Consider the following 13,420-nt stretch of genomic DNA (forward strand, 5'->3'; position numbering starts at 1 on the left):
GTCCTGTCTAACCCAGGTGCGCGCATATTGCTTCCAGCCGCGCAGGGCCGGGATCGGCTAGGGCTGCTCCGAGCGCTGACCGCGCAGCTCGAAGTCGTCGAAGACGGTCTTCATGATCGACTGGTCGTCCTTGGGCACCCGGGCGAACAGGCCGACGTAACCGGTCTTGAGGCCGTTGGGGTCCTCGGCCCGCAGCACCTGCCTGCCGTCCACCCACATGGTCAGCTTCACCGTCGAGCCCGACTGCTCGCAGAACGCCTCCAGCCGTACCTTGGCCTGGGGCTTGAGCTCCAGCTTCGCCGGCTGCGAGAGCGTGCCGCCGGCGCCGTCGATGATCTTCCTGATCCTGGCGTTGCCCGTGGTGTCGAGGCCGAACTCGTAGAAGGTGCCGTCGGTGGTGTTGTGGCAGTAGACGCCGTACTCGCCGTCGCCGACGATCTTCCTGGCCTGGACCGTCACGCTGACCAGCACGGACTCCGGCATGAGCGGGGTCGGGGTGGCGCTCGGTGAGGGTGTGGGGGAGACGTTGGCGAAGGGCGCGGGCGCCTTGACCGAGCGTTGCTCGGAGCTGGGCTCGACGTCGAGTCCGTAGGTGCCGTCGGTCTTGTAGCCGTAGCTGGCCTCGTCCTCGGCGTCGTAGGTGCCGTCCCAGCCGCCGGAGGAGGTCGTGAAGTCCTCCTGGTAGAGGCGGCCCAGGTGGGTCGGCGGCGAGCTCTGCGACAGCAGCAGCGCGGCGACGACGCCGCCCGCCACCAGCACCGCCCCCGCCGTGAGTCCGGCGATCAGCCTGGTGCGGCGGCGTCCGGGCGGGGCGGGCTCCGACGTGGTGAGCGGGGTGGTGGCCCGCTGCCAGGCCACCTGGACGGTCTGCGCGGCCTGCTCGGGCGCGGCCTGCCTGCCCACCAGGTGGTCGAGGAGCTGCTGCGCGGTGGGGCGCAGCGCCGGGTCCTTCTGCAGCGCCGCCACGACCAGCGGGCGCAGGCCCGGCTCCAGGCCGCTCAGGTCGGGCTCGGTGCTGAGCACGGAGTAGATCATCGAGGGCAGCGAGTCGCCGCCGAACGGCGCCCGCCCGCTGGCGGCGAAGGCGATCAGGCAGCCCCAGGAGAAGACGTCGCAGGCGGGCGAGACCGGCTCGCCGCGCAGCACCTCTGGCGCCATGTAGCGGGGCGTGCCGATGATCTCGCCGGTGCCGGTCACGCCGCCCAGCTCGTCCAGCGCCCGCGCGATGCCGAAGTCGATCACCCTCGGGCCGACCGGCGACAGCAGCACGTTCGATGGCTTGAGGTCGCGGTGCACGACGCCGGCGCCGTGGATGGCGGTGAGCGCGGTGGCCACGCTGACCGCCAGCGCGTCGAGGCTGGAGCCGGTCAGCGGTCCCGACCGCTTGACCGCCTCCTCCAGGTTGGGCCCCGGCACGTACTCGGTGACGACGTAGAGCTGGTTGCCGTCGAGCGCGGCGTCGAGCACCGCGGCCGTGCAGAACCGCCGCACCCGCTGCGCCGCGTCCGCCTCCCGGCGAAAGCGCATGCGAAACTGCTCGTGCTGGCTGAACTCGGGGTTGATCACCTTGACCGCGACCCGCGTGCCCGCGGGGTCCTCGGCCAGGTGAACCGTGCCCATCCCGCCGCGGCCCAGCACGCTGATCAGTTTGTAGCGCCCGATGTGGGAGGTTTCACCGCTCACGGCGGGTTAGCTTACCGACATGGCGTGAAGTTCGGGCAGGCCGCGCGCAGGATCCACCACCACGACCCGGCAACCGGCCGACGTGGCGGCCTCGATCCCGGCGGGACTGTCCTCCACGGCCACGCACTCCTGCGGCCGCACCCCCAGCAGCCGGGCCGCCTTCAGATACGGATCCGGGTACGGCTTGCCCCGCGCACTGTCCTCGGCCGTGATCACCAGATCGAACCGGTGCCCGTCGAGGCTGGGCAGCACCCGCTCCACGATGCTCCGCGGCGAGGCGGTCACCAGCGCGGTCGGCACCCCGGCGCTGGTCAGCTCGCGCAGCAGGTCAAGGGCGCCGGGGATGAGGTCGATGCCGCCGTCGATGCGCTCGGCGAAGGCGTCGGTGAGGCGGACCGCCACCGCCCCGGCGTCGGCGGGCGCGAGGTGGGCGGCGGTGTCCTCGACCGAGCGGCCGAGGACGTGCGGGACGTCCTCGGGGCCGAGCCCGCCGTGGCCGATGGACTCGGCGACGTCGGCGGTGGCCTGCCACCACAGGCCCTCGGTGTCGACCAGGGTGCCGTCCATGTCGAACAGGACGGCGGCGGGGAGATCAGACGGCATCTGCTGTTTCCGTGACGGGGGCGGGGACCGTGACCGTGCGGGCGGCCACCAGGACCGGTCGTTCGACCAGGCGCACGCTCACCTTGGTGCCGGCCGCGAGCCGTACCGCCTCGTGACCGGGTACGTCGGCGAGCACCTCGCCCCCTTCCAGGGCGACCCTGAGCCGGACGGAGGCGCCGCGGAAGGAGGCGGCCAGGATCTCGGCCCTGCCGTCCTCGTCCGGGGTGACCTGGACGGCCTCGGGCCGGACGAGCACGTCCACGGACGGGTCCTGCGGCGCCTCGCCGTCCACGGGCAGGAGCTGCCCGAGCACCGTGACCCGGTCGCCGGACACCCGTCCGGCCAGGTGGTTCATGGTGCCGACGAACTCGGCCACGAACGGCGTGGCGGGCCGGTCGTAGACCTCGGCGGGCGCGCCGCACTGCTCCAGGCGCCCGTTCCGCAGCACCGCGACCCGGTCGGCGATCGACAGCGCCTCCTCCTGGTCGTGGGTGACGAAGATCGTGGTGATGCCCAGGCCGAGCTGCAGGCGGCGGATCTCCTCGCGCAGGTTGACGCGGACCTTGGCGTCCAGCGCCGACAGCGGCTCGTCGAGCAGCAGGACGCGCGGCTCCAGGGCGAGCGCGCGGGCCAGCGCCACGCGCTGCTGCTGACCGCCGGAGAGCTGGTGCGGGTAGCGGTCGGCGTGCGCGGGCAGGCCGACCAGCTCCAGCAGCTCCAGCGCCTTCTCCCTGCGGCGCGCGGCCGGGGCCTTGCGCACCCGCAGGCCGAAGGAGACGTTGTCGGCCGCGTTGAGGTTCGGGAAGAGCGAGTAGGACTGGAAGACCATGCCCGCGTCGCGCTTGTTGGCGGGGACGGCGGTGATGTCCTTGCCGTCCACGAGCACGGCGCCCGAGTCGGGCTGCTCGAACCCGGCCACACAGCGCAGTGCCGTCGTCTTGCCGCAGCCCGACGGGCCGAGCAGGGCGACGAGCTCGCCCGGCTCGATGGTCAGGTCCAGGCCGTCGAGCGCGACCGTCTTGCCGAACGCCCTGCGAAGGGCGCGGAACTCGACCTGCGCCGTCATTTCTTCTCCTTACCGAAGACGCTGGAGACCGCGAGCAGCAGCAGCCAGATGAGCAGCAGGCTGAGGATCGAGACCGCGACCGACATCTGGCCCCTGGAGCCGGAGATCGTCACGATCCAGACCGCGAACGGCTGGTAGCCGAGCAGCCTGGCCACGGTGAACTCGCCCAGCACCAGGGCCAGCGTCAGGAACGAGGCGCTGGCGATGGCCGAGCGCAGGTTGGGGATGATCACCCGGAACATCACGTACGGCCACGAGGCGCCGAGGTTGCGCGCCGCCTCGACCAGCGTGCGCACGTCCATGGTGCGCAGGCCCGCGTCGAGGGAGCGGTAGACGAACGGCAGCACCAGCACCACGTACGCGAGCACCAGCACGAGCGGGAAGCCCGGGTCCTGGATCGCGATGAGCGTGGCCCAGAACGGGGTGGGCGCGAGCACGTCACCGCCCACCGCCAGCGACCTGCCGATCCCGACGACGAACGTGATCGGGGGAACGACCAGGGGCAGCGTGCACAGCACCTCCATCACCGGACGCAGGCGCGGGGCGGCCAGCCGTACGGCCAGCATCGCCGGCAGCGTGAGCAGCAGGACCAGCACGATCGTCGCGACGGCCAGGCTCAGCGACAGCAGCAGCGACCGGGCGAAGCCCTCGGCGCTCAGCAGTTCGGCGTAGGGCGCGAGGGAGAAGCCGGTGGCGGCGTTGTAGACCGTGTACCAGAGCGAGGCGCCGAGCGGCACCAGGAAGTACAGGGCGGCCAGCAGGAACACCGGCCAGCGCCAGCGTCCGCCGCGCTGCGTGGAGCGGACCTTCTCCAGGCCGGTCACTGCAGCCATCGGGTGCTCCTCTTCTGCAGCGGCAGGTAGACCGCCATCACGAGCCCGGCCACCACGATCATGTCGAGGCTGAGCGCGAGCGCGACGTTCTCCTGGCCGATCAGCACGTCGCTGGTGAGCGCGTTGGCGATCTTGAGGGTGACCAGCGGCACCACGGTCCCGGCGCCCATGGCCGCGGCCGTGGCGTAGGCGGAGAACGCCATGCCGAACAGCAGCACCACGCCGCCGAGCAGGGCCGGGGTCAGCACGGGCAGGGCCACGTAGCGCCAGTAGTGCCAGGAGGTGGCGCCGTTGTTGGCGGCCGCCTCCCGCCACTGCGGCTTCAGCCCGTCCAGCGCGGGCGCCATCACCAGCACCATCATCGGCACCGAGAAGTACAGGTAGACGACGACCAGTCCCCAGAACGTGAACAGCACGCCCGAGGGCAGCCCGAACAGGCCGCTGACGATCCCCGAGTTGCCGAGCGTGGCCACCCAGAAGAACGCCAGCGGCACCCCGCCGAAGTTGGCCAGCACGCCGGAGGCCGTCAGCACGGCCGAGCGCAGCGCGCCCGACCGTGAGGCGACGACCGCGTAGGCCAGGAACGTGCCCAGCACGGCCCCGGCCACCGCCACGACCGCCGACACCTGGACGCTGCCGGCGATCGCGGTCAGGTTGCCGCCCTGGAGGCTGAGCCGCATGTTGTCGAGCGTGGGCCGGCCCTGCGAGGTGAACGCCCCGGCCAGCAGGGCGACGGCCGGGACGCCGAAGACGAGCGCGTAGACGACGAGCAGCGGCAGCGCGCCCAGCCAGCCCCTGGACCTTCTCATCCGGAGATCGCGGCGTCCCAGCCTTCGGCGAGCTTCGCCTTGGCCGCGTCCACCTGCTCGGGGGTGGGGAACGTGGGCGTGCCGTCGACCTGCGGCAGCTTCTCGGCGGCGGTCTTGTCGACGCTGCCGTCGGTGGTCATGACGGGCAGCAGGACCGGGCGGGCGAAGCCCTTGAGGTAGAGGTTCTGGCCCTCGGGGCTGTAGAGGTACTCCTGCCACAGGCGGGCGGCGGCCGGGTGCGGGGCGTCCTTGTTGATGGCCTGGGCGTACATCTGGAAGTACTTGCCGTCGCTCGGCACGTTGACCTTCCAGTCGAGGCCCTTCGCGGCCATCTGCGGCGCGTAGGCGGCGTTGTTGTAGTCCCAGTCGATGCTGATCTGGGTCTCGCCCTTCTCGATGGTCGCCGGCGTGGTCTCGACCGGGTTGTAGTTCCCGGCGGCCTTGAGCTGCTTGAAGAACTCGATGCCCGGCTGGATGTCGTCGAAGGAGCCGCCGTTGGCGATCGCGGCGGCGTAGACGCCGGCGAAGGCGGAGCCGGACTTGGTCGGGTTGCCGTTCATGGCGACCTTGCCCTTGTACTCGGGCTTGAGCAGGTCCTTGAAGCTCGTGGGGCAGTTCTGGATCTTCTTGGCGTCGCAGCCGATGGAGACGTAGCCGCCGTAGTCGTTGGTCCAGAGGCCGGTGGCCTCCTTCTGACCCTCGGGGATCTTGTCGAAGGTCTGCACCTTGTAGGGCGCGAACAGCCCCTCCTTGGCGCCGCTGATCGCGAAGGACTGGCCGAGGTCGAGCACGTCGGGCGCGCGGTCCTGGCCCTTGCGGGTCTTGACCGCGGTGATCTCGTCCGCGCTGGCCGCGTCCGGGTCCTCGCTCTCGATCTTGATGCCGTACTTGGCCTCGAAGGTCTTGATGATCTCGCCGTAGTTGGCCCAGTCCGGGGGCAGCGCGATCACGTGGAGGTTGCCCTCCTTCTTGGCCGCTTCGACGAGCTTGTCGAAACCGCCGAAGTCGGCGGCGGAGGTGGCCGTCCTGGCGTCCACCCCGCCCTCCGCCGGTTTGGCGGCCTGAGTGCCGGGTGCCGCGCCGCAGGCGGCGGTGGCTACGGTTAGTGCTGCTATGACGCCTGCCACGCGGGCGCGAGGAGTGAACACGTCGCCTCCACTCTGGGGGTGTAAAACGAACCTAGGGGAACTTGTACAAACAAGGCCAGTCCCAAGTAAGTCGGATAGAGATTGCTCTTTCGTGAACTGGAAGGGTCGAGAATGGTCGCGCGCTATGAACGAATCGCCGCTGAGCTGCGCGATGACATTCTTCGAGGTGTGCATTCCGTCGGGTCCACGCTGCCGACCGACGCCGAGCTGGCTGCGCGCTATTCCGCCGCGCGTGGCACGGTACGGCAGGCGCTGGCCGTACTGGTGGCGGAGGGGCTGGTCGGCAGCCGTCAGGGGGCGCGGCGCATCGTCCTCGGCAACTCCCGCAGCCAGAGTTTCGCCGAGCTGCACAGCTTCGCCCAGTGGGCCACGTCCAACGGCTACAGCTTCGGCGGCCAGGTGCTCCAGCAGCGCCGCCGGGCCGCGAGCCCCGTCGAGGCGGCCAGGCTGGGCTCCGAGGAGGTCCTGGAGGTCCTGCGCCTGCGCACGCTCGAAGGCGAGCCCGTCCTGGTCGAGCGGACCGTCTACGCCGACTGGATCGCCGCCGCCGTCGAGGTCATCCCGCGCGACTGCGGCTCGATCACGCAGGCGCTCTACGACTCCACCGGGCTCGTCTTCGCCTATGGCGAGCACCTCATCGACGCGGTGGCCGCGGGCGCGCAGGACGCCCGCCTCCTGGGTGTACGGCGCGGCAGCCCCCTCCTGCGCCAGCGCCGGATCACCACCACGCAGGAAGGACGGCCGGTGGAGAGCTCGGACGACCGCTACCGGGCCGGCAGCGTGACCTTCAGCATCCGCAACTCCATCGGCGCCAACCCCCTCATCCGGCAGGCCGGCGACTTGCACTTCGGGGCGTGAGAACGTATGTTCGAGTAACAGCAGCGCCCGTCTTCCCCCGGGTGGCTCACCGGACCAGAGCCGCGGGGAGAAGAAGCGTCTTGAGTAGACTTTATGGCGATCCGATCGAGGTGTGGACCCGAGACGGGCAACCCACCCAATTCGTCTGGCGTGACCGCCTCTACCTCGTCCGGCGCGTCCTCGACCACTGGGTCGTGGCCCGCGAGTGGTGGAAGACCAGCGAGGGCGACCCGGGCGAGCGGCAGTTCTGGCGGGTCGAGGCCAGCCCCGGCCGCGAGACCGGCTCCTACGAGCTCCGCTTCGACACCGCCAGCGGTGGCTGGCTGCTGCTGCGGGCGTGGGATTGATGACGCTCCCGTTCCCGCACCTCAGCGTCAGCTCCGCCTACTCGATGCGCTACGGCACCGCCTTCCCGCGGCAGCTCGCCGCCCGCGCGGTCGAGCACGGGATGGACGTCCTCGCCCTGACCGACCGCGACGGTCTCTACGGGGCGGTCAAGCACGCCCAAGCCTGCGCCGACGCCGGGCTGCGCGCGGTGTTCGGGGTGAACCTGGCGCTGCGGCCCGACATCTACGCGGGCGCGCCCGCCCCGGCCCACGACCCGGCCTTCTGGGACGCGCCCCCGGGCAGAAGCCGCTCCGGCCGTTCCGGCTTCTCCGGCGGTTCCGGCCTGTCCGGCGGTTCTGGCCTGTCCGGCGGTTCCGGCCTGTCTGGTGGTTCCGGCTTTTCCGGCTTTTCCGGAGGTGGCTCCGCGCGGGGTGGTTCCGCCCGAGGCGGTGGGTCCCCGCGCGGCGGCTTCCCCGGAGGGCCTTCCGGGGGTTTCCCCGGCGGGGTGCCCGGTGGCGGCCTTTCCGGGGGCGCCCTGTCCGGGGGGCGGCCGAAGACCGGGCCCGGGGCGGAGGACCGCGTCACCGTGCTGGCCCGCAAGGGCGGCTGGCCGAGGCTGGCCAGGCTGGTCACCGCCGCCCACCACATGGGCGAGCGCGGCGACCCCTGGATCACCCGCGAACTGCTGGCCGAGCTCGGCGCGGACGACCGGCTCGTCGTGCTGCTCGGCCCGCGCTCCGACGTGGGCAGGGCGGTCGCCGAGCGCCGTGACGAGCAGGCCAGGGTGCTGCTCAACCTGTGGCGCTCCATGGTCTCCGGGGTCGCGATCGAGCTGGTCGACCAGTACGGCTACCGCGACTCCGGCACCGCCGTGCGCATGCTGGCGCTGGCCGAGTCGCTGGGCGTACCCGCGGTGCTGACCAACGCGGTGCGTTACCTCGACCCCGCCGACCACCAGGTCGGCGACGTGCTCGACGCGGCCAGGCAGCTCGTCCCGCTGCACCCGCGGCACCTGGACCGGCCCACCTCGCACGCCTATCTCAAGAGCACGAAGGAGATGTGGCAGGTGGCGCTGAAGGTCACCGGTGCCGACCGCGAGCGGGCCGGGCGGCTGCTGCTGACCACCCGGCAGCTCGCCGAGGCATGCGCGGTGGAGCCGGATTCGATGCTGGCGCTGCGCGGCAAGCCGCCGAACCTGCACCTGCCCGAGATCGGCGGCGACCCGGTGCCGCTGCTGCGCCACCGGGTCGAGGACGGCCTGCACGCCCGCGGCCTCCAGGGCTCCCGCGAGGCCAGGGAGCGGCTGGACGAGGAGCTGGCGATCATCGAGAGCATGCACCTGTCAGGATATTTCGTGGCAGTAGTCGGCATAACCGACATGATTCGGAAAATGGACATCAGGTGTGCCATCCGGGGCTCCGGAGCGGGCAGCCTGGTCAACTACGTCATCGGCATCGGCGAGGTGAACCCGCTCGACCACGGCCTGCTCATGGAGCGCTTCCTGTCCTACGGCCGCATCGGGCTGCCCGACATCGACATCGACGTCGAGTCCGCCCGCCGCCTCGACTGCTACAAGGCCATCTTCGAGGAGTACGGCGAAGCCCGCGTCGCCTGCGTGTCCATGATGGAGACCTACCGGGCCCGCAGCGCCATCCGCGACGTGGCCGGCGCCATGGGCCTGCCGCCCCACGAGATCGACGCCATCGCCAAGGCCTTCCCGCACATCCGCGCCCGCCAGATCACCGCCTCGCTCAACGACCTGCCGGAACTGCGCGACAGCCGCCTCGGCGAGGCCGGGCTCGACCGGGTCTTCCGGCTGGCCGAGAAGCTCGACGGCCTGCCCAGGCACATCGCGCTGCACCCGTGCGGCGTCCTGATCGGCAACGCCGGGCTCAAGGACGTGACGCCGGTCGAGCGCAGCTTCCTGGACTTCCCCATGTCGCAGTTCGACAAGGACGACGTGGAGGAGGCCGGGCTGCTCAAGCTCGACGTCCTCGGCGTACGCATGCAGTCGGCCATGGCCTACACGCTCGGCGAGATCAAGCGGGTGGACGACGTCGACGTCGACCTGGACGCCGTGCCCCACGACGACTCGGCCACCTACGACATGATCTGCGCCAGCCGTACCCTCGGGTGCTTCCAGATCGAGTCGCCGGGGCAGCGCGAGCTGGTGGCCAAGCTGGAGCCGCGCACGATGCACGACCTGATCGTGGACATCTCGCTGTTCCGGCCGGGGCCGGTCAACTCCGACATGGTCACGCCGTACCTGGAGGCCAGGCACGGGTGGCGGCAGCCGTACTATCCGCACGAGAGGCTGCGCGCGGCGCTCAAGGAGACGCACGGCGTGGTCGTCTTCCACGAGCAGGTCCTCAAGATCATCGAGGTGATGACCGGGAAGGACCTGCACTTCGCCGAGAGCATGCGGCGCACGCTCGCCACCGAGGCGGGGCGGCTGAAGGTGCGCGGCCACTTCGTCCCGCTGGCCAGGTCGCGCGGCTTCTCCGACGAGGAGGTGGAGAAGGCGTGGAAGGTGCTCGACGCGTTCGGCGCCTTCGGCTTCTGCAAGGCCCACGCCGCCGCCTTCGCGCTGCCCACCTACCAGTCGGCCTGGCTCAAACGGCACCACGCGGCGGCCTTCTTCGCCGGGGTGCTCACGCACGAGCCCGGCATGTACCCGCAGCGGGTCATCATCGACGAGGCCCGCCAGTGCGGGGTGGCCATCCTGCCGCTCGACATCAACAAGTCCGGCAAGGACTGGCAGGTCGAACGCCTGAAGGTCCGGGTCAAACCGGCTGACCTGGGCGACTACCGGCGACGTGAGTTCAAGATCTCCGAGATCGGCAAGGGGTACGCGCTGCGCGTGCCGTTCTCCGCCGTCAAGGGGGTGAGCGAGGCCGAGGTGGAGCGGATGGTGGCGGGCCAGCCGTACACATCGATGGCCGACTTCTGGGACCGGGCGCGGCCCTCACGGCCGATCATGGAGCGGATCGTGCAGGTGGGCGGCCTCGACGCCCTGCACGACCTGCACCCAGGCGGTGAGCGCTGGCGCGCGGGCGAACTGACCAGACGCGACCTGATCGCCCAGACCGGCGTGCTGGAGCGCGCCTCCGTGTCCGGCGCGACCACCGCGCCGCGGCGCCGTCGCGGCTACGCCCCCGGAACAGCCCCCCGGCAGGACGGAGCCGCGACCCCACCGGGCTCACCGGGCGGCCATCGTCCGCCGGGGGGCCCAACTCCCGGCATACCTGATTCCGCCCGCCAGGACCAGCGGGAGAGCGGGAACGCGGTGCAGTTGCCGCTGGGATTCACCGAGCACGTCGCGCCCGGCGAACTGCCCGAGATGACCGCGAGCGAGATGGTCGAGGCCGAACTGGAGATCCTCGGCATCGACGTCAGCAAGCACGTGATCCGCTTCCACGACGACCTGCTCGACCTGATCGGCGTGGTCCGCTCCCAGGACCTGCTCGACCAGCGCAACGGCGCCGAGGTGCTGGTGGCGGGGGTCAAGGTGGCCACCCAGACCCCCGCCGTACGCTCCGGCCAGCGGGTCATCTTCGCCACGCTCGACGACTCGACCGGGCCGGTGGACCTGACGTTCTTCGAGTCGGTGCAGGGGCGGTGCGCGGCGACGGTGTTCGGGTCGTGGCTGATGGTGGCCCGCGGCGTGATCAGGCGCACCGGGCCGAGGGCCATCTCCATGCGGGCCGTGGACTGCTGGGACCTCGTCGACCTGGACCGCCTCTGGCGCGCCCAGGGCATCGACGCGGTCAGGGCGCTGCTGGCCAGGACGCCGGAGGAACGCGAGAACGTGGGCGGCCGGCGGATCGAGTACGCCAACGGCTTCCTGCTGTCGCCCTACTCCGACCTGGGCCCGGCCATCACCGCCAACCCGCCCCGGCGGCTCTGGCACGCCAGCCAGGGCAGCTCGGGGCAGACCCAGATCGCCTCCTAGGTCGGCACGTCCGAGGGGGCGGGGCGGGAACGTGCCAGCGGCAGGCGTACCTGCGGGCTGGCGTGCAGGGAGCGCTGGATGGCGGTGACGTCGCGCACGGTCCACCCGCACAGCACCGCGGCCAGCAGCGTCACGGCGAGCTCCGGCAGCCCGAGGCCGGTCAGCTCGCCCGCGCTGGTGTCCAGCAGCCGGGCGGCCACCAGGAACACCGCGGCCAGGCACGCCATCCACCAGGCCGCCAGCAGCCCCAGCCAGCGCCCGCGCCGGTCGAAGGGCGGCCGGGCGCCCCGCCACACCTCGTCGGCCAGGACGAACGGGGCGACCAGGTTCACGCCGGGCACCAGCCACGCGGCCAGCACCGGCGCCGCCGGAGCGGTGGGGGAGTTGACCTGCCTGGCGCGGATCAGCCAGGTCAGGTAGGCGATCGCGGCGGCGACGGTGGTGCCGACCAGCAACATCATCAGGACGGCGAAGACGGTGACCGCGCCGACCACGGCCTGTGAGCCTCGGGCCTCGCCGCCGAGCGCGGCGATCTGCCCGGCGAGGCTGCGCCCGCGTACCTGCTCGAAGACGACCAGGGCCCCGAGGGAAAGGACCTGGATCACGAGCGTCAGGTAGACGGCGGAGGCAGCGCCGGTCGGTGGTGTCTGGACAGCCCGCACGTAGTTCTCCCCCCGGGCCATGCTCTGGGTTCTTCTCCTAACTTCTATCCCGCGGGCCTCGGGATTAATCAGCTCACCACGCCGGATTCCCACGCCCATGCGGCGATCTCCACCCGGTTCCTGGCGCCGAGTTTCGCCTGGATGCTCCCGAGATGCGTCTTCACCGTGGACAGCGAGACGAACAGCTCGGCGGCCACCTCCTGGTTCGTCCTGCCCCTGGCCACCAGGCGTACCACGTCGAGTTCGCGCTCGGTCAGCGCCTCGTCCGGCTGCGCGGCGCCGCGCTTGGGCTGGGCCAGGTGCTGCAGCAGGCGGACCGTCACCGACGGCGAGACCAGGGCGTCGCCCGTCGCCGCCGCCCTGATCGCCTCGATGAGCAGCGTCGGGCCGCTGTCCTTCAGCAGGAACCCGGTCGCGCCCGCGCGCAGCGCGCCGTAGACGTACTCGTCCAGGTCGAACGTGGTGACGATCACCACGCGCATCGGGTTCTCGACACCAGGGCCCGCCAGCGCCCTGGTCACCTCCAGTCCGTCCAGCTTCGGCATCCGGATGTCCAGCAGGCACACGTCCGGACGCAGCCGCCTGGCCTCGGCGACCGCGTCGGCCCCGTCGGCCACCGCCGCCACCACGTCCATGTCCGGCTGGGCGTCGAGGATCATCTGGAAGCCGGTGCGCACGAGTTCCTGGTCGTCGGCGATGAGTACGCGAATAGTCACGGCCCCAACTCTAGAATCAGCCGTTCGGCCGAGCGGCAACCGGACGCACGGCCGATCCGCCGACCCCCTGCCGGTCGGCAGGCTGTCCCTCATGAACGAGGTGCTTGCGGGAAGAGCGCTGGCCAAGCGATTCGGCCAGACGGTCGCGCTGGGCGGCGTGGACATAGCGGTACAGGCCGGCGAGGCTGTGGCGATCATGGGGCCGAGCGGCTCCGGCAAGTCGACCCTGCTCCACTGCCTGGCCGGGATCATGAAACCGGACTCCGGCGAGGTGCACCTGCTCGGGCAGCGCATCGACGCCATGGGCGAACGGCAGCGGAGCGCGCTGCGCCGTACCCGCTTCGGGTTCGTCTTCCAGTTCGGGCAGCTTCTGCCCGAACTTCCGGCCGAGGAGAACGTCGCGCTCCCGCTCATGCTGGGCGGCGTCCCCCGCCTCCAGGCGGTACGGCAGGCCCGCGACTGGTTCGGACCCCTCGGCCTGCAGGGCATGGAGACCCGGCGGCCCGGCGAACTGTCCGGCGGCCAGGCGCAACGCGTCGCCATCGCCCGCGCGCTGGTCAGCAAGCCCGCCGTCGTCTTCGCCGACGAACCGACCGGGGCGCTCGACCAGAACACCGGGCACGACACCATGCGCCTGCTCGTCCAGGCCACCAAGCACAACGGCGCCTCCCTCATCGTCGTCACCCACGACCCGAACGTGGCCGCCGCCTGCGACCGCACGGTCGAGGTCCGCGACGGCCAGATCCTGGCACTGCGGTGAAGG

At 71.4% G+C, this 13,420-nt stretch carries 12 protein-coding genes; 4 read left to right on the forward strand and 8 right to left on the reverse strand.

The genetic code is table 11. The features are described 5' to 3' along the window. Positions 1 to 57 precede the first annotated feature (57 nt). From ACIBEJ_RS35445 to ACIBEJ_RS35470, 6 genes are read right to left on the reverse strand one after another with little or no spacing between them, the layout of a single operon-like run. Entirely contained in the window at positions 58 to 1,683 is a 1,626-nt protein-coding gene (locus tag ACIBEJ_RS35445; protein ID WP_397187269.1) for a serine/threonine-protein kinase, read from the reverse strand. A 6-nt stretch (positions 1,684 to 1,689) separates the two neighbouring features. Continuing rightward, entirely contained in the window at positions 1,690 to 2,286 is a 597-nt protein-coding gene (locus ACIBEJ_RS35450; protein WP_397187270.1) for an HAD family hydrolase, read from the reverse strand. Beyond that, positions 2,276 to 3,352: an ABC transporter ATP-binding protein gene (locus ACIBEJ_RS35455; RefSeq protein WP_397187271.1), complete on the reverse strand. Its 1,077-nt coding sequence runs from the start codon at positions 3,350 to 3,352 to the stop codon at positions 2,276 to 2,278. Before ACIBEJ_RS35455 ends, ACIBEJ_RS35450 begins: the two co-directional genes overlap by 11 nt. After that, entirely contained in the window at positions 3,349 to 4,185 is an 837-nt protein-coding gene (locus ACIBEJ_RS35460; protein ID WP_397187272.1) for an ABC transporter permease, read from the reverse strand. The genes ACIBEJ_RS35455 and ACIBEJ_RS35460 overlap by 4 nt, the downstream gene beginning before the upstream one ends. Next, positions 4,173 to 4,994: an ABC transporter permease gene (locus tag ACIBEJ_RS35465; protein WP_397187273.1), complete on the reverse strand. Its 822-nt coding sequence runs from the start codon at positions 4,992 to 4,994 to the stop codon at positions 4,173 to 4,175. The genes ACIBEJ_RS35460 and ACIBEJ_RS35465 overlap by 13 nt, the downstream gene beginning before the upstream one ends. Beyond that, entirely contained in the window at positions 4,991 to 6,142 is a 1,152-nt protein-coding gene (locus ACIBEJ_RS35470) for an ABC transporter substrate-binding protein (RefSeq protein WP_397187274.1), read from the reverse strand. Before ACIBEJ_RS35470 ends, ACIBEJ_RS35465 begins: the two co-directional genes overlap by 4 nt. Positions 6,143 to 6,253: 111 nt before the next feature. Here ACIBEJ_RS35470 and ACIBEJ_RS35475 point away from each other — a divergent pair, with 111 nt between their 5' ends. From ACIBEJ_RS35475 to ACIBEJ_RS35485, 3 genes are all read left to right on the forward strand, one after another. After that, a complete protein-coding gene (locus ACIBEJ_RS35475; protein ID WP_397187275.1) occupies positions 6,254 to 7,000 on the forward strand; it encodes a GntR family transcriptional regulator in 747 nt (248 codons plus the stop codon). 80 nt (positions 7,001 to 7,080) lie between these two features. Further along, positions 7,081 to 7,347 carry a DUF6504 family protein gene (locus ACIBEJ_RS35480; protein ID WP_379614799.1) on the forward strand — a complete coding sequence of 89 codons (267 nt, stop codon included), beginning with the start codon at positions 7,081 to 7,083 and terminating at the stop codon, positions 7,345 to 7,347. Then, positions 7,347 to 11,279, forward strand: a complete 3,933-nt coding sequence (locus tag ACIBEJ_RS35485) for a DNA polymerase III subunit alpha (protein ID WP_397187276.1) — start codon at positions 7,347 to 7,349, stop codon at positions 11,277 to 11,279. Before ACIBEJ_RS35480 ends, ACIBEJ_RS35485 begins: the two co-directional genes overlap by 1 nt. Here the strand turns inward: ACIBEJ_RS35485 and ACIBEJ_RS35490 are convergent. Together ACIBEJ_RS35490 and ACIBEJ_RS35495 are read right to left on the reverse strand one after the other, a co-directional pair. Further along, positions 11,276 to 11,941 (reverse strand): DUF4328 domain-containing protein, encoded by a 666-nt coding sequence (locus tag ACIBEJ_RS35490; protein WP_397187277.1) that lies wholly within the window; start codon positions 11,939 to 11,941, stop codon positions 11,276 to 11,278. The two genes, ACIBEJ_RS35485 and ACIBEJ_RS35490, sit on opposite strands and share 4 nt — an antisense overlap. A gap of 68 nt (positions 11,942 to 12,009) precedes the next feature. Next, positions 12,010 to 12,657 carry a response regulator gene (locus tag ACIBEJ_RS35495; protein ID WP_397187278.1) on the reverse strand — a complete coding sequence of 216 codons (648 nt, stop codon included), beginning with the start codon at positions 12,655 to 12,657 and terminating at the stop codon, positions 12,010 to 12,012. A 91-nt stretch (positions 12,658 to 12,748) separates the two neighbouring features. Here ACIBEJ_RS35495 and ACIBEJ_RS35500 point away from each other — a divergent pair, with 91 nt between their 5' ends. After that, entirely contained in the window at positions 12,749 to 13,417 is a 669-nt protein-coding gene (locus ACIBEJ_RS35500; RefSeq protein WP_397187279.1) for an ABC transporter ATP-binding protein, read from the forward strand. Positions 13,418 to 13,420 lie beyond the last annotated feature (3 nt).

Source organism: Nonomuraea sp. NPDC050790 (assembly GCF_044456745.1).
Classification (GTDB): Bacteria; Actinomycetota; Actinomycetes; order Streptosporangiales; family Streptosporangiaceae; genus Nonomuraea.